Below are 21,773 nucleotides of genomic sequence, written 5' to 3' on the forward strand. Positions count from 1 at the left end.
CGGGATCTCTTCATCGCTTCAAACTCCTTCAATAAGGGAGCCAGATGCGACTTTACTCTAATTTAGAACTGCCCTAGTTTTTGGGGATGACGTCATCCCCTTTAACTCTATTGCCTGAAAAAAGTGAAAATCCTAACATTTGGCGGGATTAGCAACCCAGTCAATTGACGATGCGAAGAAATTGACGCGTCGCTGCATCACCCGTGGAACCAGACTGTTATATTACCGGGTTATATGGCCGAAACCATTGGACCTTGGTACGCCCGATCGTGAGTGTGGGTATGAATGCGCGGTAGGAATTAAGGCTAGTTTTTCGGGGAGGGATGAGATGACCCATTGTCGATTTTGATGACTCCTCGGAACGCGAGTCTTCCATCTCAAGCATTTTGCTTTTTTCAGGGTTGACGAAAAATCCATTTTTATCACGCTATGTGTTAACGGGAACGAGCCCCTTATCTCTTTCAGGTTCCTCTTGTCTTTTTTGTTCGACTGGATAAGCAGCTATGGTAAGTCAAATAGCTGGTCAATACGAGACGCGCCATCTTGGCCAAAGACCCTAGCAGCAACGCGGATAGCCTGGGAATAAATAGTATCTACCTCGCGTGGTGAATTGGTTGCCAAAATCGCGCCAGCATAGAAGTGTTCAGCTCGCTCAAGGTCCTTCAGCATCAGTTGAGCCTCTCCTTGAGTTGCAAGAGACCAATTTGTATTCCTGACCTGTTTTGCGTGTTCGAGAGCGCGCTCAGCCATAATACGTATCTCGGTCGGAATAGAAGCCGCAGCTGGAATTTCCATGAGGTTCAGAAAGGCAATATTGATTGCGTGGTATAAGGCTTGTTCATGATCATTGGCGGCCTCGGCCTTATTTAGGCCGAGTTGGTAAAGCTCCTTTGCTCGATTGAGATCACCGGCACGTCGCTCCGCTAGCCATCGCCTTTTCAAACGTCCTGCCAATACACCTAACGCTTCGGTTGAATCTCGACCGCTGTGAGTTTCAAGAATAGCAAGAGCTTCGCTGCCTCGCCCCAGCCCCTCAAGAGCCAACGCAAGGCCGGCGAGTGCTGGCTTGTCCAGTTCCGCGGCAATAGGCAAGAGCACCTTGACCGTCTCATAAAAATCACTGCGCTCTAGTGCCAACCGTGCTCCGTCGACAATTGGTCGTACGTTTCCCCCTCCAGCCAGCGCATCTATTATTAATTGAACGCTTTGGTGAGAGGGTTCTACCGGCTTAACGATTTCCGAATGATTACCCGGTACTACGGCTTGAACATTGTCCGAAAATGGTGCTAATGATGAAGATGCCGGCACAAACTCATCCATATCTCCTGCGACTACGTAAAATTGAAACCCCATTCCCCGTGCAAATTCGTGTGTCCATTCGTGTCGTAGCGACTTAATGAACGGTCCATCTGCAACCATGTCTGAGATCTGTCTCTTTGACCAAGAGAAAAAGCCGGCTTTGACCAATCCAGCACTGGGTGTTCCGAATAAGAAAACATGGCTAAGCCGATTCTTTAACGCAACATCATCAACCATTGCACGTTGGACTATTAGCCCCCCCATGCTATGAGCTGCGATAGCTATCTTGCGGTAGCTGCTGAACGGGGGCAGCGAAAGCGTCGTTCTTAACTCTCTCGCAAGCGTTCGAATATCGGGATCAGACGACCATATATTTCGCACGTCGAGCCGCAAGCTTGTGGGGTATCCAAGCCCAAATAAATCCCATGATGTAATTCGGGGTTCATTAGCTAGAAAAGTGGGAAACGAGGCCCACGTTGCTTCAGTGTTGCCGAGGAACCCATGTAGGAAGATAAGAGCGACGTCTTGGTTTCTAAAGCGATACTTAACTTGTATTGGCACGAGGGTACGTTTGATAGGCGGATTACGCGCGAAGAAGATATACGGATATGCGACTAGCGAGTAAGAATCGTATAGATAGCCATACCAGCAGCAGTGGCAAGGTTCTCAAACGCTGCAGTTAAATCATTTTTGCCGTTCGATCTGCCTTCCCAAACTAGCACAGCGCCGGCGTGTTCTGGCATGGCTGCGAAAGATGCTAAATGAATGATTGCTTCATTGGTGTGCCTAAATGCAAATTCATCCGTTGATTTATCGTCCAGGACGATCAAATCTCCTGCTGCGCCGATCTTGTAGATGAGCCTATCGTAGAGTAATCCCCATTCTCCGGGTCTATCCGTGACCGAGGAACGGCGAAACTTGTCAGGGTGATAAGGCAGTACCACTTGACATCGCACTCCTAAGCTACTGGCCACGTCCAATGCCAATAAATCGGCACCGCAGGCGGCTGAGGAAACCAACAAACTTATCTCGTGATAGTTTAGAAATTCTGCCAACCTGTTACGAACCGTGGGTATTTGTTCCAGTGGAAAGCGCGTTCTTTTGGAATTAGGAGCGTCAATCCGCCGCCCAGCAAGAGCTACAACATTGTGCCGCTCTGAAGCAGTCAACTTAACACCTTTGTTAGTCGCCCAGTTTTGAACTTGGAAAACCCGTTGTGCTGAAAATGGTCATCCGTTTACTATCCCGATCGAAAAGTCTGAAGGCTAGATTATATTCCGGTACCTCCCGGGGAGCGACCCGAAGTTCTCCTTAATTAATTGCAAAACTTCCTGCTGTTCCGGGATGAGACGGATTCTTTATTGCTTTCACAGATGATGCCTTTACTCTGAGGCTTGCCAGTAGACATATGGCTTAATCTTACTACCGGGCTCTGTTTTTTTAATGTTTGAGGTACTGTTCTTTTCGCTTGTTGTCCACCACCAATAAATATTAGGTAAGCCTAACCGCAACCTCTTCGTTGAAAAGCAAAGCTATCTAATTGATGAGTTGCCGTATTTAAAACATGGACTTTGTGCCATTATGCCATAAGGGTTTATCTCCGCTGCCCATTTCGATTAATGCCTTGAAATTTAAAAAAACGCATTCCATTCATATCCCCTATACTTAGTTTATTCCAATGACAACTCGAAAAAGCCGGGCGGCGAAGTTTTGCGTGAACTGATCCGTAAGTTTAAAATGAATATGACGGGGAAACCAAAGGGGGCATCGGATGGAAAATGCAGCCAGCACAGAAAAAGAAAAAGAAACAGTACTTGAGCGGGTCACAAATACGCTATCGACACCGCTAGCTGGGTTTGCGACCTTTCTCTATGCAACATGGCAGCTGGTGGTGGAGCAGCAGCTTTTCCTGCGTACTTTTCTTGTGGAGCGAATGGGCAAGCGTGGGATAGCGAAACTACCATTGGGGTATGGGAACGTACTGGCATTGAAGACAATTCTGCTGCTTCAGCATTTGTCTAACAATCCCGCGCTGCTGCAGGGTGCGCGCAGGCGGACGGAGCAGCGAATGCTGCGCCGGTTGCAAGACCGCGGCGTTTCGCGCAATCAGGTGCTGGCGATCACGGAGTATCAGGCGGGCGAGATCGAGCCGCGCAAGTTCTACTCCGAGCATGTCAAACGCGGCGTACCGTGCATACTACGAGGATTTGTGAAAAACGCGCCGACCGACTGGACGCTGTCGAGGCTTGCGGAACATTTCCCTGACGCTGTGGTGCAGGTTCTGGATAAGCGAACCAAGAAGATGATCAACGTTTCGCTGCGTGAGATCGACGAAGATCGCCGCACCAATTTCATCCCGCAACAATTGCTGCTCGACCAGAATCCGGTTTTCTACGACTATTTTCGCATCCCAAAGTCGCACTCATATTTCCCGGTCATGGGCCGGCCGTCCAAACCTGTTCTCAGCTTTCTGATTCTCGGTCTGGGCGCGGGATTAAACGCCAACTATCACTGCGAGGAGGGTCCCAACTGGTATATGGCCGTGTCCGGTTCAAAACGGTGGACGTTGATCGAAGCCGAATATTCCTGGCTGCTATACCCTGCTGCGCTTGGGAATGGCATGCGCCGGTTTGCGGCGTTCAAGGCCGATGAACAGGGGGAGCCGAAGGATCGCGACGCTTATCCCCTCATGGAATACGCCCCACGCTATGAGCTCGAGTTGCATCCGGGAGACGTTCTGTTTTTCCCGGCATGGATGTGGCACAAGACGATCAACCTCAATGAAGAAGGACTCGGGGTTACCTGTCGATACACCGCTCCAACCGAGATCTCAAACAGGTATTTCCGCGCATTGCAACTGCTTTCGGGCGGTTTCTGGAAAAGCTGCATTGAAGTCATTGGCGCCGGCATACGCGGCAACATGGGGGCTTTGGCAAACGATACCGCTCACAACGAGCAGGAAACAACGCTGTACTGAAAAAACGCCGGCAGCACGAAGTCCCTGCCTTTGAATAGACGGCGTCGTTTTTCCTTTTGGTTTTGTGCTATAAAAAAATATCGATCTCTTTTATAGAAATCGTCCAAGTGAAATGAAGCGGTTCTGGTCTTATGTGAATACGGGGAGTCGTGCCGCCTCATCCTGTTTTTGAAAATCGTGACTTTCATATGGAGGGGAATTTGTCATGAGACATCTACCAGCAGCCTTTGCAATGAGCAGTTTGGCATTTTTTCTGAGTGCTCCCGTTATCGCTGGCGAGGACCACACGGTTGAGGCAGTCGAGCATGCTGCAATGGCCAAGGCACACGGCGAGGATGGCCACGCGAAGGTGTTGCTAAAACACGCCGAGGAAAGCCTGAAGCATGCCAAGGCATCCGAAAAACAGCACGAAGAACAGCGCAAGCACATGGCGGAATCCGTCAAGCACCTGCAGGAAGCAATTGACCACGCTAAAGCGGACCATGCGGATGTCGCCACTAAGCACGTCGAAGAAGCACTAAAGCACATGCGGAAGTCCACGGACGATTAGGCTGAGTCGCAGTTATAAGCGCGGGCGGTCCTATTCGTCGCGGTTTTGTCTTTCAGCTTGAGTTGCGGTAAGAGGGGGAGGGGGAGTTGATCGCTGTTGCTAGCTTCTAACCGCAATCAGCTCCTGGAACAGCTTCGTCCATCGCGCCACAGTGGCATGATCGAATGCGCTAATGCCTTTTTTGAGCGCAAGGTCCTTGGTCCGCTTTGCGACTTCAACTTTCCATCCGTCGCGTAGCGTCACGCCCTGGGTTTTGGCCCAACCCTCGACTTGCCCTGCAAGCGGCTTACCGGCAACCACCACATCCGCGAAGGGTATCTCGGTATTTCTTTCCCAGCGGTCTATGACCTGGGCAAAGAAAGAAACAGGTAGTAAATCCTCCACTTCAGACCCGGCAAAACCTGCATAAGCATCGGTTGATAACACCCTTTCTGGGGCGACCTGGTATAGCCCCGATTTCAGCTCCTCGGCGGTGCGTTTTCCTGTTTCGCTACCGCTTAGGATCATTTTAGGCAACGGCTCGTCGCGGCCTGTAACGATACCTGCGACCACCTCCGCTGTTTTGCTGCCGCCTGATGGAGCGAACACCAATTCACGCTTCGGCGTTATCTTGCCGGCGCCGATAAGCAGAGTTTTGATAGCCGAAAGGTAATATTGGTCCGATGAACCTTGGACAATGACCGGTTGGCACCCGGGCAGCAGGCTTTCCGCGATGTTCAGATTCAATGCAGAGTGAACGACATAGGCGGCACCCGTTTGGCGCGGATCTTTCTCGACATGCCGAAGGTCGGGCGTAGCCTTGGTCGTGCCATTTTCCGACACGTAAACCTTGCGTGCGCGTCCAAGGTGCTCTGCGTCGATCAGGAATGGTGAATGGGTGGTGTAGAGAATCCTGTTGAAATTGGCGAGATTGTCGAAGAAGGCGGACAGGTTCCTTTGCGCCAGGGGATGCAGCGACAATCCAGGCTCATCGAGCAACAATACAGCGCTTTGGTGCTCACCCTCGCTTTCCACGAGGAAGACCAGATAAAAGCTAAGAAACCATTGCAGGCCGGTGCTTCTACTCTCGAGCTCCACTTCCTCGGGGCGGCGGTCATCCGATACCCATATGCGGAAATGACTGCCATCCGCTTCAAAGCGGAATTTGTAATCTCCTTGCTTCCACCAGTTTCGAAACTTTTCCGTCAGGACGGCGCCGGCGGATTGAAGAAGTATCGAACGCTCCCTTTTCTTCAGCGCGATTTCACTGATCTCTTCCGGGGTCGGTTCGCGCTCGTTGTTGCGAGAATCCCGTAGGTCCTGGCCCAGTTCCAGGATTTCGCCCGGCTCAAGCCCTACAAATTTGAACAGGACGCGGAGGGTTCGGGCCTTGGCGGCTTCTTTGGAGCCGAGATCGGTCCGTTTAAGATTTTGTACCACATGCGGAAGATAAATTTCCGAATCCAGGTTTCCAAATTCGGAGTAATAAACGAACTTGGGTAACGCCTCGAGGACGGTGATCATTACGTCCGCGGCGCCTTTGGGCAGTGACGTAACTTCGGAGGTTATAAGTTCGATTGCATCCAGCAATTCGGCTACTCGGCCGTAAACTGCGCTCGATCTTCTGTCGGGCTCCTGGATCAGGAATTGCAGCTCTTGCTTGAACTCCGAAGCTTCGCCTGCTGAAAGACGTCGTTCCGCGAGGCTGTCATGCACAACGTTCAACTTGGCGAGGACCGTTCCCCTCAACTCGTCTTCTTGCCCTCCTTCTTGCCCTGTGGGTGCCAGATCGGTAATGCTTTTCGTTGCAGCCACGATCAGTTTTTTTACCTCGGAGTTTACATCTGACGCATCTGCGACGGTGATGCCCTCCGATCGGGGGAAAGATATCGAATACTCTCCATTAAAGTACCGTTTCACCGATACCAGCGCGGCTTCTTCGGGATTAATTCCTACCTTGTGGGAGAGCTCGCTCGCAAGCGGCCCAGTCTCGAATTCCGCCGTGATGAAGCAGTAATTTTGCGGCGCCTGGCGTATGGCGCCGAAATGTTTCTTGGGATAGTCCGAGGCGGGCTCGATTTCGCCCCCTGTGGCGGGGTTCAGCTTCCAGAGCGGGACGAGGAGGTTTGTTTTGCCCGATTCATTCACTCCAATCAGGGCGGTAACGTTATCCACGTCGACCCAACCGCTATTCTCGACAGAGCGAAAATTTGTGACCAGAAATCGGATAAGGCGCATAAATTCTCTTTTGTCCTGCTTCTCTGTCAGGTAATGGAGCACGCGTATATTTTGCTACCGTCCCCGCATCAGTACTTTGAAAGTCAAGGGCGTCCAGACACGAGCTATAGCCGTATCGGAGTATCGCAAGCAAGATGCGTGCCTTATATAAACAATACGTAATAAACTGATTCGAATCGTTATTTACGCATGACGGTGTGGCTGGTCTATGTAGTGTAATACTTTTCGACAAGTCGCCCCATCTTGAAGCAAAACGATGGCTCGACGCCCGCCTGGGGCATGGCCGTTTGAGAGACAGCTTCGGACTACGCGGAGCAATGCAAAACGTTGGCTCGCCGGCGTTGGGATGTGGCCGGTCGGGGCATGATGTTCAAGCGGGATGACTTTTCGGTCTCTTATTTCTGCTCATGATCCGGCTGTCCCGGCTGAACCGGGCCAACGCGGTACGGCAGCATCATCTCATTGTCCTCATGCTCAAGGATGTGGCAATGCCAGACGTACTGTCCCTGACTGGTGAAGGTCATCTTCACCCGCGTGACCTGGCCGGGATAAGCAATGATCGTATCCTTGCGGCCCAGCTCCCAGGGCTCCGGCGGCAGGGGCTGGGAGTCAGCGGCAATCTGTACCGTTCCATTTTCCTCATCCACCGTTATCGGTTGTCGATTGACCAGCTCGAACGATACTGCGTGGATGTGCATCGGGTGGGCATCCTCTGTGGTGTTATAAAATTCCCAGATTTCGGTCGCGTCTGCCGCAGGGTTTTGGGTGATGGGGTCCATCCACATCTGTTTTACCCCCTTCGCCACGACGGTGCCGGGGTCGCCGCTCACGGTACCAAGCAGAGTTTGCGCGGGCGCATCTTCGAAGCGGCTGGACATCTCTTCCAACAGCGCGAGCGAACGTGTCGCCGTGGCTGGCGGAAGCGCCCCGATAGCGGGCAGCAACAGATTAGCGGGCGCGGTTGTGTGATCAGCCACCTTAGCCCGCACCACGCGGAATTCCATGATTTGCCCCGTCGTGGCGGGTTCCGCAACCGTAAAATCCTTGCCCGGCTCGCCGCCGCCAAACGGCTCATCCGGCCCCACGTTGCGGAGTATGTGGCGGCCACCTGGTACCTTGGCAAAGTCGACAATAACGTCGGCCCGTTCCGACGGCGCCAGCAGGATCCTGTTGGCATTGATTGTCGTCATATTGACAGGGGTGGCGAGGAAGCTGCCTTCACTGCCGATCATCCATACCTCGACCCCGGGAATGCCGCTGAAATCGAGGATCAGAAAGCGGGAATTGCAGGCGTTCAGCAATCTCAGGCGATAGCGCCGCTGCTCGACGGTATGGAATGGCCAGGTGTTGCCATTCACGATGATCGTGTTGCCGAAGAACTCAGGGTTCCAGAGCGGGGAGATATCGGATTCAGGAATGAAGGGGCCTGTGGTGCCGTCGAAGAACGCCCGGGTCTGAGGATAAAACAGCGAGCCGTCGGCGTTGAATGAACGGTCCTGGATCACCAGGGGAATTTCGTGGTATGCCCTGTCCGACGCAACCTTGTCATTATGTTTTGGCGCGGGACCCGGAAGGACCGCCGAGGCGCCGCCGATCTTGTTTTTTACTGCTTCGTCGCCGGTCGGACCTCCGCGGATGATGTAAAAGCCGGCGGGTCCGGTATAGACGTTCAGGCGCGTCAAGCCGAGCGTATGATCGTGGTACCAGAGCGTTGCAGCATCCTGGGCGTTGGGATAGGTAAACGTCGCGTTTCCACGTCCCCAGCCCGGTTCATTGCCGTTCGCTTTCTGATTGAAGAACCCATACCATGTTCCCGTAGCGGCATAATCGGAAGGGATATTGCGCGCCGCGGGAAGGTACCATGCCTCCGCATAACCGTCGCTGTGGTCCGGCACCCCGGCCATGCCGTGAACATGCGCGACGATCGGCACCGGACCCTCGTAGGCGCGCGGAGTAGCGGCAAAGCTTGGGCGTATGTCGCGTCCCGCTGTTCCCCCCGGGGGATTGGCCCAGTGCAGCGTCGGGTCGACCGGAAGCAGATGCGGGAGATAATCCCCTGTAGCTTTATCCTTAAGGTCGTTGGTCCATTTCACGACCACAGGCACATCCCATTTCGCCTCGATCGTAAGGGACGGCGCGTGGTAATCGTGCGCGCCCTTTCCCTCCACCGAGTGCACAGGGCCATATCCCCAAACAGTGGTCGCTGGTAAACCGGCGGGCAGGATCTGCTGCGAGAACTGCTTGGTGGAAACTTCGTAATAGTCCGCGGTCTTTCCGCCTTTGAGCTTGATTTTGCCGGCCTTGGGCATTGCAGGCACGATGAACAGCGGGGTCTTGAACTTCTTTATAAGGTTCGGATCGAGCGTGCCTCCCGGAATTGCCGCAATCGCTCTGGATATACCGCTGAGCTTGTCGAAGCCGAACAGCGTGAGCATGGTGCTGCCGGTGTACTTCAGGAACGTGCGTCGGGAAACCATTCAAAACCTCCGTTGTTGCCGATTCTTATGCGGCGCGACCCGTGCCGGGACAATGCCGGAACGACAGTAAATCCAGCTGAAACGTAAAGTATCCAAGGTCGTGCTTGTATGGTCAATGGCCGTGTGCCACGGCCGCCTCGGTGGCCATGGTCGGCACGCATAATGGCCTGTTTCAGTACCTTCAGCCGGGATCGTTTCACAAGATTTTAATAAAGCCGGCGTAACTTGACGTAGGCGATTTCGTATCCTATGTTGATATCGTTGAGCCTGGAGGTGGCGAATCAACTCAACTAAAAAGGGGGAGGCGCAATGGCTGTGTATCAGGAGAATTTTCTTTCCATTCGCAAGTTGTACCCACGAGTTTCCGAGCGGCTGCCAAGCACGCGCATGGCGGTTGCCGACCCGGCTTCAGCGACTGAGCGCGACTATCGCGACCTGCTCTCGGAAGCGAACCTGAATTTCTTTCATCGCGAGTATTCGATCGCGCTCCAGAACTATCTGGCGTTACGCCAGAAAATCCTCGAACAAAGCCATCCCGAAATGCCGCGCGCCCCGGGCCTTGGCATCTATCTCGATCTCGACTGGAGCGCGGTCCAGGCAACCCAGCTCATGGAATTTTCCCGTCGCGAAGTGCTCAGGCTTTCACCTGGCTCGGCGGTCAAGCTGCCCCTGAGCGAGGAGCGCGTGATCAAAGCTGGCGAGCTACCCGTCAACCCGATACTTTCGAAATGGTCTGACGTGGGCATCGACCCGCGGCGCGTCGTTAGAGACGATGTGCTGGGCCAGCGAGAGCGGGCGCGGGAGCTGGTTGCCTCAGGCAACTGGCGCGAGGCGGCGAAGTTATACGAACTCGCGGCAACGGCAGCGGCCGACGCCGGCAACCTGGAGTTGGGGGCGCAACTTACCAATGAATCGGCCTCGATGCTCGTCACCTACGCAAGCGGGAATGAGCGCCGGGCCGCCCTGGAACAGGCGCTTGCCAGCTTTACCAAGGCCGAGCAGTTCTATTCGCGCGCGGGCAACCTCGAAGCCGTGGACGTGGTGCGCACCAACCGGGCGAATTTGCAGCGGGAAACCAACGGTAGCGGTGCGGCGCCAGCAGCGGGCGCGGTCCTGGCGGCAGTGGCGCCCGAACGCACGGTGCGCCTCGCCACCGGCGGATCGTTAAACCTGCATGACTTGTTACGGCCCGATGCGGCAATTGCCCGGGCCGAATTGCGCGCTGGAGTGGTTCAACCCCAGGCAACGCGGCTAATGATGGTGGCCGACGCTGGGGGCTGGAAAAGCGCCACTGCCGTGATCGAACAAGCTGCGGCCGGCGGTATCGGCGCCGCGGCGGCCAAATCAATCGGGTTATTCTTTCCTGCTGGCGCAAAGACGCTGTCGCTGGAGGCCAATACGTTTGCTGCGAGCCTGACCGACAGTCTCTATAACACTCGCATCCAGGCGACCGTCCTCGAAGACCTCAACTTCTACGAAGTAGTGGATGTGAATTTTGTCACCTATTTCGTGCATCTGTATTTCTTCGTCCTGCCAATTGCCATTGGCGACAGCTATGCCGCTATGGGCCTGTATGACAAAGCGCTGAAGGAATATCGGTCGGTCCTCGCTTATCCCTTCCTGAACCTCGGCATCGAGGCACCGTACGTATGGCTGAAAATGGCTGACGCATACTTGCAGTGGGGCAACAGCTCATACCGGCGCGAGCAGCGCGCTGCCGCGAAGCAGAAATACGAATTTATCCTGCTCACAGACTTGACCGTGCCCTCCTCCGAGCTTTATCAGGGGAAATTCGGCAGCATGCAGGCGTCCGCAGCTGAGGTCATCAAGGAGCTGAAAAACGAGCCGCGCGGCCCGGTGAACCCGAAGGTGGCGGCCATCATCACCCAGGCCGCCATGCGGCTCAAGTATCTCGCCAACAACTTCAATTACTTCGGCATCGGTGCCGATTACGCGCCGATTTTCCGCTACAAGTACCTGCAGTCCGTGGCGACCTACATGGCGGACAGCGCAATCGAGGCAGAGCGCACGTTCATCGGTTATCGCACCACAGCGGAAAACCAGAAGATCGAGCATATGCAGATGGAAAGCGCGGTCGACGTCAACCAGGCCGCGCTTGCAATTGAAAACAAACGCATGGAGGACGCAGCCCTGGAGATCGAGGCTGCCCGCCGCACCCGCGAATACTCCGAGGTGCGCAAGAAGAATGCGGACGACGCGCTCACGGAATGGGATACCAAGGGGCGGGAGCTGACGTCGATGAATGCCGCCTTGTCGTGGGCAAGCGCCGCCGCCAACGATCAGGAAATTCGCTACACCGGCGTGCGTTACGATGGCGCCCGGCACGACTATGAAGGCACGGTGGAAGAGTTTTTCGATACCGTAGGCGAGAAGCGCGAGTGGCTCGATTGGGAATTGCAACGCAACCGTATCGAGCGCCAGCGGGCGGAAGCCGCGGCCGAAGTGGCCATGGCGCAGACGCGCGAGCAGCAGGCGCAGGTGCGTTATGAAGTGCAGGCTCTAAACGTCATCCTGCAGCAGAAGCGGTTGGAAGCGTCGCAGGAGGTGCTGGAGTACAGTGAGAACCGGCTGTTCGACGAAGACTTGTGGTTTCAATTGGCGGCGCAGCTACAGGACTTGGCGCGGAGTTATCTAGACGCGGCCATCTATTCGGCGCTGCTGATGGAACGCGCCTATGATCTCGAATTCGACCGGCGGCTCAACCGCATCCGTACAGATTATATGCTCGGGGTGCCCGCGGGCTTGCTGGGTGGCGATCATTTGAAGCGCGATATCCTGTCCTTTACCAGCGATTATCTGGAAAACGCGCAGAAAAAGAATCCGGTGCGCTTGGCGCTGTCGTTGCGGGAAGAGTTTCCTAGCAGTTTCGCCACCTTCGTCAACACCGGAATTCTGCCGTTTCGCACCGATCTGGAGATTTTCGATCGCCGCTACCCCGGCACTTATCGCCGCAAGATCAAGAAAATCGAACTATTCGTGGAAGGGCTGGTACCGCTCGAAGGTGCGAGCGGTTTCCTCACCAACAACGGCATCAGCGCCGAGTGGCGCATGGTGAGCGGCGCGTGGGCCAAATTTATCCGCGTGATGCCGGTGGAGCGGGCGGTACTGTCGAGCTATCAGTTCCGGCGCGATATCGCAGTGTTCCAGCCATCCGAAGAAATGCTCGGCCAGTTCGAAAACATGGGCCCGCAGTGCGAATGGACGCTGGAGATTCCGCGCTCGGGCAACAACATCGATTACAACGCCATCAGCGACATAAAGTTCGTCGTCTACTTCGATGCCGATTTTCACGATAGCCTGAGAGCACACGTAAAAGCATTGTATCCGACCACAGGCGGGCGCTCGACCGTGCTGTCCTCGCGCTTCCAGTATCCCGACGAATACTTCCGCCTCGATGCCGAACGCAGCGTCGATTTCGCCATCAATACCAACTCGTTTGCTTTCAACCACGAATCGCCCACGCTCACCGCCTTTGGTATCCGTTTGCTCCCGGCGGGAGCAGCCAGCGTGGAGAATGTGCCGCTTACCATCACACGGATGTCCGACAATAGCACCGTCTCGGTAAATACCGACGCGCAGGGCACCGTAGCGGGAGCGGTGGGTACCATGGCCCCGTTCGCCGCATGGAAGGATGTTTCTCCCATGGATATCTGGCGGGTGGCGTTGGGTGAGGGCGTGAATAGCGCCAATATTGCCGACGTGCAAATCTTTTACACCTACGTCTTCAACTATCGCCCCGATGGCAGCTTGACCTGACGGGCGGCGTTGGATGCGGGAAGGGGGAGACTAGAGCAATGGCGAAGGAAAGCGGTGTCGGGGAGAACAGCCGTGCGCGCTTTGGCGGCGCGGCCGCGGTGCGCTCGCTGGGTGATTCGTTCCAGCCGAATCTGGCAATGGGTGGGGGCAGCTACAAGATTCCGATCGAGTTGCCTTCCGGCCCGGGTGGGCTGGCGCCTCAACTGGAACTGGTCTATGACACTGGGACGGGAAACGGTATCTTCGGGCTCGGCTGGTCCCTGTCGCTTCCTTTTATCGAGCGGCGCAGGCCGCGCGCCTTCATGGCGGAGGGCGAACCCGAATACAGCCTCGGCGGCGCGATGCCGCTGGTTAAAACAGAGGCGGGCGATTATGTGCCATCGGTATCACAGCAGTTGCAGCGCTTTGCGCTCGACGGAAATGCGTGGCGTAGCCGCACCCTGGCGCTGGTTGATCTGCACTTCGGCAGCTCGGCCGCGTCGCGCGTGGAAGTCTTCGATGGAGACCTGCAACGGACACAGCGCTGGCATGTCGAACGCATGGTATTTCCCGGTGGACGAGAGATCAATATCGAGTACCGGCGGGACGGCAATCAGCTTTATCCTCGCACCATCCGCTGGAGCGTGTTCCGCCTGGAATTCATCTATGAAAATCGGCCCGATCCATGGTCGCAATTCGACGCGGGTTTCGAGATACGTACCAGCCAGCGGTGCGCGCGCATTGAGCTGCACCAGGACCGCTTGCCGGATACGCTCACTCGCGTAATCGCCTTTGAGTACGAAACCGCCCCTTATACTCGCGCCTCTCTGCTGCGACGAGTGGAGCTCACCGGCCAACGCCGCCGCAACGGCGTCGTAGAAATCGCGGCGCTCCCTGCGCTCAGCTTCGCCTACACCACTTTCAGCCCGCAGGCGCGCCGCATCGAACGCTTCCGCAGCACGGTAGTGCCTCCTCCTGGCTTGGGCGAGGATGTGACCCTGGTCGATCTCGGTGGCACAGCTCTGCCCTCGGCATTTCGGCTCGACGCACAGGGCGGCACGTATTGGGAGAATCGCGGCGACCTGACGTGGGGCCCGCCGCAACCACTACGGTCCCTGCCGGCCGGGGTGGCGCTATCCGATCCCGGCGTCCGCTTTGCCGATATGGAAGGGCGCGGGAACGCGGATCTGGTTGTGGGGCGTGATCACGGCGGCGGCTATTACCCAAATCGACCGGGCGAGGGCTTTATCCGCAAAAAGAATGTTGCGCTGGCGCCGAGTTTCGATCTGACGGAGGAGGATGGCCACCTGCTCGATCTTGACGGCGACCGCGTCAGCGATTTCCTCACCTTCCGCAACGGTACGCCCATTGCCTTCTTCAACCGACGGGGCGACGCGTGGAGCGCGCCGGTGGTGCTGGCCGATAGCGGGCTGCCCAACCTTGCCGGCCTCAGCCGCCGGGTGCGCCTGGCGGACATGAACGGGGACGGACAGACCGATGTCGTGTTGTTGCAGTCGCGGCAGATACAGTACTGGCCGTATCTCGGCAACGGCAAATGGGGCGCGGTGCGCACCATGGCGGATACCCCGGACTTCGGCGGTGCGCTGATCGAGCGCGATGTGTTCATTGCCGACCTCAACAGCGACGGCACGGCTGATCTCATCGTCGTGGGCAATTCGGAAGTGCGCGTATACCTGAACCGCGGGGGTGAAGGCTATTCGGAACCCATCGTGCTTGCGCGTACGCCGCGGGCGGGTTTTGACCGCGTGCTGCTGGCGGACATGAAGGGTTCCGGTACCGCCGGGCTATTGTTTACGTCGCCGGCCGGGCAGGGAGGACATGCGCCGTACTGGTTTCTCGATCTGCTCGACGGGGTCAAGCCGCACCTGTTGGCCAGTATCGACAATGGCAGCGGGTTGGTTACCGAAGTCCAGTACAGCACCTCTGCATTCGAGCGCACGCGCGACCTGACCGAGGGTCGTCGCTGGAGCGGCTATCTTCCGTTCGTGGTTCCGGTAGTGAAGCAACTGCGCTTGCATGACCAGGTGACCGGGGAAGCATCGGTCAGCGATTTCCGTTATCACGATGGCCATTTCGACGATATCGCGCGCGAGTACCTGGGTTTCGCCGAGGTCGATTCCACCCGCACCAGTGGTCCGCAGGAGCAGCCGGTCAGGCAGCGGCTTTATTATCACACCCGCCACACCACCGCGCTTGACCCGGCGTTCATCGCCGGGAGGGGCCAGCCCCATCGCACCGAAACCCTGGACCCCATCAGCGGCGACGTGCTGCAGCTGGAGCATTCGGTCTGGACCGCGATTCAGGTAGCCGGAACGTCGCCGGATGCGCCAGCCCACCTCGCGGTGGAAACCCAGCGCAGGAGCGAACGCCTGCATCTGGCGACGGCGTACGAGAGTGAGCAGGCTGATTTTACCTTCGATGCCGTCGGCAACGGCTTGAGTGAGGTGCGTCGCAGCGTGTGGCGCGACAGCAGCGATGCGGAACAGGTGGAACAACTGCGGATTGAAACCAGCTATGCCGTCCATCCGGCGCACGGCCCCACCAATTTCCGTGCGCGCATGCGCAAGCTCGACGGTAATGGTGCTTTGCTCAAGGAAATACGCTTTCACTATGATGGCGAACCCTTCGTAGGCCTGCCGCTGGGCTCCGTGGAAAACGGTTTCAAGGTGCGCCAAAGCGAAGTAGCGCTTACCCAGCGCGAGATAGACGCGGCTTACGCCGGCGTGCCGCCTGCGCTGCTGGCGAGCTTGTACCGCACTGAGACCGATCCCGATTTCGGCGCCATCTATGTGCGCGATGTTGGCCGGGCGCGGGTGGATGCTTTCGGGAACGAGGTGGAAACCTTCGACGCGCGCGGCATGAACCGCAGCCTGGTGCTGGATGCCGAGGCAATCCATCCGGTATCGTTCAGCGAAGACGGCGGCGCCACGCGCGACGTGCAAATCGATCCAATCGCCCAGCAGGTTTCGCGCATCGAGGATTTGAACGGGCTTGATACCGTTACCGAGTTCGACGCGCTCGGCAATACGGTGACGGTTTACAAGCGCGATGCCGTGCCGGGCCGGCCCACGGAGCAATACGAATACGTGCGCAACATCGTGCCAAATGCGGTCATCCAGCGGGTTCGGATCAATGCGGGTGACGCAGAGCCGGGTTACCAGAAGATCGATTACCTGGACGGATGCGGCCGCCGCACCCAAACGAAGCTGCTGGCGGAAGATGGCCGCTGGGCGGTGGGCAAGCAGGAACTGCATTCGATCCAGGGCAAGCGATTGCGCGTCCGGGACGCATACTTCTCCTCGCAGTCCGCGTATGATGCTTCTCCTCCGCAAGGGGTCGCCACCAGCGAAACTCACCACGATACGCGCGGACGCGTGACGCGCGAACGCCTTTTCAATGGCCGCTGGACCTTGCACCGCTATCAGCGCAACCGCGTGGAGTTCTTTGGCCCCGATGCGGCTGCCGCGCTGGCGCTTGATCCGGCTGCCGCACCCACGCGTGAAAGCGTGCTCGATGCCGCAGGTCAGGTGCGCTCCATCATAGAGCGTGATGGCGCGGCCCGCTTTGAGCAGCGGCGTGATTATGATCCGCTGCGACGACTGGTTCGTATCGTCGACCCGCTCGGCCACGCAGTGATTGAAAATGTGTACGACCTGTGGGGCAACCGTATCCGCATCGCCGCTGCTGACGGCGGCATCGCTGCTTTCGTTTTCGACGGTGGCAGTCACGAAGTGCAGCGAACCGATGCCGACGGTCGCATCTTGTTGTCATTGCGCGATGTGCGCGGGCGCATCGCGGAACTGCGCGATGGCGCGACCCAGGCGGTGCTGGAGCGCTACGAATACGACAGCGGTCCGGGCGCAAATTTGCAGGGCAGGCTGGCGCGAGTCAGCGGAGATTTCGGCAGTGTTGAATATGGCTATACTGCCGAAGGGTTGGCAAGCCGGATACTGCGCACCGTGAATGGCGTGCCGGGCACGTTCGAGACCCGCTTCGAGTACAACGGGAAGCGGCAGGTTACGCGTGTCGTCTACCCAGACGGGAACAGCGTCGACTACAACCATTCCCCATCCGGGATGCTGCAATCAATACCCGGCTACATCGATGCGATCGACTACGGCCCTACCGGCTTGCGCGAGCGCATCCGCTTCGCCAACGGCCTGGAAACACGCCGCCGCTATACGCCGGGCGACTACCTGATCAACGAGGTGAGCACGGAGCAGGCGGGCGGCGGCCATCGCTACCAGCATCTGGTATACGAACTGGACGCAGTGGGCCAGGCATTGCGCATCGACGATCTGTCCACAGTGCCCGGCAAGGTGCGGCTCAATCAGGTCTACACGTACGACGCGCGCAATCGGCTCACCCGCGCCAGTGGTAGCGTTGGAGGCTTCGATTTCACGTACGAATACGACGTGCTTGGCAATCTGCTGCGCAATGATGAAATCGGCACGCGCTTCGAATACCGCAACGGTGTGGGCGACAGCTCCGGCCCGAACCAGCTCGTACGGCGTCTGAGCTCGGCAAATCCGGAATACGAGTACGATGGCGCCGGGAATTTGACGCGCGACCCCGAGATGGGCACCCTGCATTATGACAGCCGCCATCGCCTCACGCGCGTGGATCGCCTCGATGGTTCGGCCGTCGAGTACTTGTACGATCACAACGATCGGCGGGTGTTGACACGTACCACGCGTGAGGGTGAAACGCACACCCGGGTGGAGATCGAAGGCTTGTACCTGATCGATGACGGTGTTGCTTCACGCGTCGTGTTCGACGAAGATCGCCGGCTTGCCGTGGTGCCTGCCGCCGGCGATCCAGTTTTTCATCACTTCGATCGCCTGGGAAATGTCAACGTGCTATCCAACGGGCGCACCGGCGCTTTCATTGGGCACGATGAATATACGCCTTACGGGCGGCTCTTTATCTCGATGGTAATCCAGCCCGCCTTCACCTTTCAGGGCGGGCGCTTTTCCGATGGACTGGAGCTGGTGCTGCTGGGCGCGCGCTACTACCGGCCCGCGCTGGGCCGCTTCCTTACCGTGGACCCATATCTCCTCATTAACCAGGACAAGATACCGCCGCTGCTTGCAGCGGCCAATCTCTACGTCTTCGCCTATTGCAGTCCGGTCAACTTCACTGACCCCACCGGCGAGATTGCACCCCTGCTGGTCGCCATCATTGTCGCCGCAATCGTCGGCGCCATCATCGGCGCGATCGGGGCCGGGGTCAACGGGGCGCGCACCTGGGATGAGTGGTTGCTCTGGATCGTCGGTGGCGCGATAGGCGGGGTACTGACGGTGCTGTTCTGGTATGGGATATTGATCTGGGCCGGCGTCGCTGCCGTCACAGCTGCGATTGCCGCCACCGTGATTACGCTGGGCGTCTCCGTTCTGGGCTTGTTCACGCCGCTGATGGACGAGTCCGATAGCGGCGTTGCCTGGGCATTCAGCTGGGCCATCAAGCTGATCAAGTCACCGGTATTCACTATCATCGGACTGTTCGTGGTGGCGGGGCTTGCCATTTCCGGCAAGCGGGTCGATTTCCGCCGCGGCGCGGTGTTCGTGGAAGTCGGCGCGGGTACTGGCGCATTGACGTTGGGGGGAATTGTTTATACCCAAAGCGGCAATTTCGACTCCAACGGGCATGTGCGTGACGACATAGCGAGGCATGAGGCCTACCATACGCGCATTGTCGCGGCGCTGGGAGAATGGGGTTTTTACGTGACGTATATCACTTTCGGCTCCATCTTCGCCGCGGCAGCGGGTAGCGAATGGAATGCGCTCGATAGCCGCGGCTGCGGCAATCCGTTTGAAAAGCATGCCTACACTTACTATAACCCCTGGGTTGGGGGCCCGAGCTCGAACGAGGTTTCAGCGAGCCAGTGTTGAGTTCAGTGTTTTTGGTCGGCCGATCAGGAACAAGATCCTTTGACTATAGTTTATAAACGGAAGAGAATGAGCAAACGCCTCAGCGCTTTCATTACCCTGTAAATGTGGCCTCTATTATTCCCGTAACCATGAGCCCGGCATGCTAACGCCCTCTTATTACCATATCGGGATAGTCGTTCGTAATCATGAGGAAGCTATTGAGCACTACGCGAACCTGCTGGATGTGAAATTTACGGAGCCGACGGATACCGTACTATGCATTGAAAATCCGGCAACACAACAAAGTGAAAACCTCAAGGTGGTTGCTGCGTATTCCAGGTCCCGCCCGCCTTATCTGGAACTGATCCAGGCGGGGGGTAACGGCATATTCTCCGAAAAAAATGCTGACCACATCCTCTACTTCGGCATCTGGGAATCAGACCTGGAAGGCCGGATAAAAAAACTGACGGAACAAGGGATCGGGATCGAAGCGCTGATACGGCCGGCGTGCGATAAACCGGCCACAGCCGTCATCACCGCCCCGGATAAAATGGGTGTGCGCATGGAATACTTGAGCACGTCGCTGCGTCTGGCCACGGAAGCATGGGTTATAACCGGCAAGTACCCGCTTTAAATGAAGCAACCTAAAAACCCGCCAGCTGTACCCTTCGGCGGAAGGAGCAGTTTATAAGGTTGTCCTCGACTTGCCCAAAGTGCGTCTTTGGCGGAAAAGTGACATACTTTTGCAATGGTCACCGCAACGTTCCGTTTTTACGAGGAGCTGAACGATTTCCTCGCCCCAGAACGGCGCAGGCGCGAATTTGCATGCTCCTGCGCCCGGGCGGCGACCGCCAAACATATGATCGAAGCGCTGGGCGTGCCTCATACCGAGGTTGAACTGGTGCTGGTCAACGGCGAGTCGGTAGGGTTTGACCGGTTGCTGGAGCATGGCGACCGCGTCGCCGTCTTTCCCAGGTTCGAGATGATAGACGTCACCCCCATGCTGAGGGTGCGCGAGCACCCATTACGGGTAACGCACTTTCTCGCCGATGCGCATTTGGGGGGGCTTGCGCACCTGCTGCGCATGGCGGGCTTCGACACGCTTTATGACAATAACTTTCAGGATAGCGAAATCGAAACAATCGCCGTGCGCGACCGCCGTATTGTACTCACGCGGGATCGCGAATTGCTCAAACGCCGCTCGATTACCCACGGCTGCTTCGTGCACACCCTGAAGCCGCCGCAGCAGCTGTGCGAAATATTCGACCGCCTGGACCTCGCTCGCAGCGTACGGCCGTTCACCTTATGCCTGCATTGCAACGCCCCTTTGCGCCCGATTGAGAAGGCGCAAGCGCTGAGTCGTCTCCCTCCTTCCGTGCGCGAGCGCTTCGATCACTTCAGCACTTGCGACCTCTGCCAGCGCGTCTTCTGGGAAGGGTCACATTGGCATCGCATGCGGGCAATGCTGGAGACATGTATCGATCAAACGTCCGGTCAAAATACAGGCGATAGCCAGTGAAGGAAGAACAGCTCTGATGAGCAGAGGGAGCCGGTAGAAAGGAGGGTTGGTGCGCGCCGCAGCTTCCCATTCGAATTTCTGCCCAGATGTGGTAGCATTTCAACTAGAGGCGAAACGCAGGGGTAAGAATCCCACTTTTGTTTTTCGTCCGGTAAAAATTTCCGGTTTATTCAAATCGGGTCGTTAGCTCAGCTGGTAGAGCAGCGGACTCTTAATCCGTATGCTGCTAATGACTTATAGCTTATACATCAATAGGTTATATCCTATCCTTTCTTGCTGTTCACATCTCATTCACAGTCACATTGATATGAGGTGTTTAAATGGCAACAGTTCGTAAACTATCTTCCGGTAAATGGAATGCCCAGGTACGTCGCAAAGGGCATTCTCCCATCAGTAAATCATTCACCTATGAGAAGGATGCACTCATCTGGATTCGTTCTATTGAATCAGATATGGATAGGGGTTCTTATATCAATCGTTCCACAGCAGACAAGACAACGTTAGCTGATGCCCTGATTAGATACAGGGATGAGATTACCCCTAAGAAGAAAGGGAAGGATCAGGAACTAAGAAGGATAGTGTCATGGCTAAAACATCCATTAGCTAAAAGATCATTGTCTTCTTTACAAGGGAAAGATATTGCTAAATATCGTAATGACCGTCTGGGAGACGTCAAACCGGCGACGTTGAGACTAGAACTGGCATTACTAAGCCACGTCTTTACAGTGGCATTGAAGGAATGGAATATTCCTGTGACTAACCCTGTAAGTTTAATTAGGAAACCTACAGCTAACAATGCTAGGACAAGACGACTAGAAAACAATGAAGAGCAGTTATTACTAACCGCTTGTCAGCAGTCACAGAACATCCTTCTATATCCACTTGTAGTGCTTGCCATCGAATCGGCCTGTCGCCTATCTGAATTACTAAGTATCACTTGGAATGATATTGAGCTATCTGTCAACGCCGGTTTAAAACTGACCCACTTTTTGGTTATTTGGCCGGAATAAAACTGACCCACCCGGACATTTAATTTTACTAAGCCTTGACCTTTACATGCCCGGCTTTGCGTTTATCCTTGAGCCGG

The 21,773-nt window shown here is 56.3% G+C and carries 11 protein-coding genes; 7 read left to right on the forward strand and 4 right to left on the reverse strand.

Features of this window, described 5'->3' with window-relative positions:
• Window positions 1–501 precede the first annotated feature (501 nt).
• Together BM022_RS14445 and BM022_RS15335 are read right to left on the reverse strand one after the other, a co-directional pair.
• Window positions 502–1,860, reverse strand: a complete 1,359-nt coding sequence (locus BM022_RS14445; RefSeq protein WP_177191749.1) for an alpha/beta fold hydrolase — start codon at window positions 1,858–1,860, stop codon at window positions 502–504.
• A 53-nt stretch (window positions 1,861–1,913) separates the two neighbouring features.
• On the reverse strand, window positions 1,914–2,468 hold the full coding sequence (locus BM022_RS15335) for a hypothetical protein (RefSeq protein WP_143079604.1): 555 nt from the start codon (window positions 2,466–2,468) through the stop codon (window positions 1,914–1,916).
• Between the two features lie 602 nt (window positions 2,469–3,070).
• On the opposite strand from BM022_RS15335, the gene BM022_RS14455 reads away from it, so the two are divergent.
• Both BM022_RS14455 and smbP read left to right on the forward strand, forming a co-directional pair.
• A complete protein-coding gene (locus BM022_RS14455; protein WP_091140425.1) occupies window positions 3,071–4,276 on the forward strand; it encodes a cupin-like domain-containing protein in 1,206 nt (401 codons plus the stop codon).
• Window positions 4,277–4,481: 205 nt separating this feature from the next.
• Window positions 4,482–4,826: a small metal-binding protein SmbP gene (gene smbP, locus BM022_RS14460; RefSeq protein WP_091140426.1), complete on the forward strand. Its 345-nt coding sequence runs from the start codon at window positions 4,482–4,484 to the stop codon at window positions 4,824–4,826.
• Window positions 4,827–4,925: 99 nt separating this feature from the next.
• On the opposite strand, the gene BM022_RS14465 is transcribed toward smbP, so the two are convergent.
• Together BM022_RS14465 and BM022_RS14470 are read right to left on the reverse strand one after the other, a co-directional pair.
• A complete protein-coding gene (locus BM022_RS14465; RefSeq protein WP_091140428.1) occupies window positions 4,926–7,043 on the reverse strand; it encodes an AAA family ATPase in 2,118 nt (705 codons plus the stop codon).
• Between the two features lie 395 nt (window positions 7,044–7,438).
• Entirely contained in the window at window positions 7,439–9,520 is a 2,082-nt protein-coding gene (locus BM022_RS14470; RefSeq protein WP_091140429.1) for a multicopper oxidase family protein, read from the reverse strand.
• Window positions 9,521–9,907: 387 nt separating this feature from the next.
• Here BM022_RS14470 and BM022_RS14475 point away from each other — a divergent pair, with 387 nt between their 5' ends.
• The 5 genes from BM022_RS14475 (at window position 9,908) to BM022_RS14495 (ending at window position 21,696) form a co-directional block, all read left to right on the forward strand.
• Window positions 9,908–13,297 carry a Tc toxin subunit A-related protein gene (locus BM022_RS14475; protein WP_143079605.1) on the forward strand — a complete coding sequence of 1,130 codons (3,390 nt, stop codon included), beginning with the start codon at window positions 9,908–9,910 and terminating at the stop codon, window positions 13,295–13,297.
• 38 nt (window positions 13,298–13,335) lie between these two features.
• Window positions 13,336–19,188: a toxin TcdB middle/N-terminal domain-containing protein gene (locus BM022_RS14480; protein ID WP_091140433.1), complete on the forward strand. Its 5,853-nt coding sequence runs from the start codon at window positions 13,336–13,338 to the stop codon at window positions 19,186–19,188.
• A 139-nt stretch (window positions 19,189–19,327) separates the two neighbouring features.
• Window positions 19,328–19,801, forward strand: a complete 474-nt coding sequence (locus BM022_RS14485; RefSeq protein WP_091140435.1) for a VOC family protein — start codon at window positions 19,328–19,330, stop codon at window positions 19,799–19,801.
• A gap of 114 nt (window positions 19,802–19,915) precedes the next feature.
• Window positions 19,916–20,686 (forward strand): Mut7-C RNAse domain-containing protein, encoded by a 771-nt coding sequence (locus BM022_RS14490; protein ID WP_091140437.1) that lies wholly within the window; start codon window positions 19,916–19,918, stop codon window positions 20,684–20,686.
• 320 nt (window positions 20,687–21,006) lie between these two features.
• Complete coding sequence (locus BM022_RS14495; RefSeq protein WP_143079606.1) at window positions 21,007–21,696, forward strand: tyrosine-type recombinase/integrase; 690 nt, start codon at window positions 21,007–21,009, stop codon at window positions 21,694–21,696.
• Window positions 21,697–21,773 lie beyond the last annotated feature (77 nt).

Origin of the sequence: Nitrosospira sp. Nsp14 (genome assembly GCF_900113575.1) — a bacterium.
Taxonomy (GTDB): Bacteria; Pseudomonadota; Gammaproteobacteria; order Burkholderiales; family Nitrosomonadaceae; genus Nitrosospira.

Excerpts from the sequence above, each read along its gene's own strand:
- BM022_RS14480 (WP_091140433.1), top strand. The coding sequence starts at position 13,336 with ATGGCGAAGGAAAGCGGTGTCGGGGAGAACAGCCGTGCGCGCTTTGGC.
- BM022_RS14485 (WP_091140435.1), top strand. The coding sequence starts at position 19,328 with ATGCTAACGCCCTCTTATTACCATATCGGGATAGTCGTTCGTAATCAT.
- BM022_RS14455 (WP_091140425.1), top strand. The coding sequence starts at position 3,071 with ATGGAAAATGCAGCCAGCACAGAAAAAGAAAAAGAAACAGTACTTGAG.
- BM022_RS14475 (WP_143079605.1), top strand. The coding sequence starts at position 9,908 with ATGGCGGTTGCCGACCCGGCTTCAGCGACTGAGCGCGACTATCGCGAC.
- BM022_RS14490 (WP_091140437.1), top strand. The coding sequence starts at position 19,916 with ATGGTCACCGCAACGTTCCGTTTTTACGAGGAGCTGAACGATTTCCTC.
- BM022_RS14465 (WP_091140428.1), bottom strand. The coding sequence starts at position 7,043 with ATGCGCCTTATCCGATTTCTGGTCACAAATTTTCGCTCTGTCGAGAAT.
- smbP (WP_091140426.1), top strand. The coding sequence starts at position 4,482 with ATGAGACATCTACCAGCAGCCTTTGCAATGAGCAGTTTGGCATTTTTT.
- BM022_RS14470 (WP_091140429.1), bottom strand. The coding sequence starts at position 9,520 with ATGGTTTCCCGACGCACGTTCCTGAAGTACACCGGCAGCACCATGCTC.
- BM022_RS14495 (WP_143079606.1), top strand. The coding sequence starts at position 21,007 with ATGGCAACAGTTCGTAAACTATCTTCCGGTAAATGGAATGCCCAGGTA.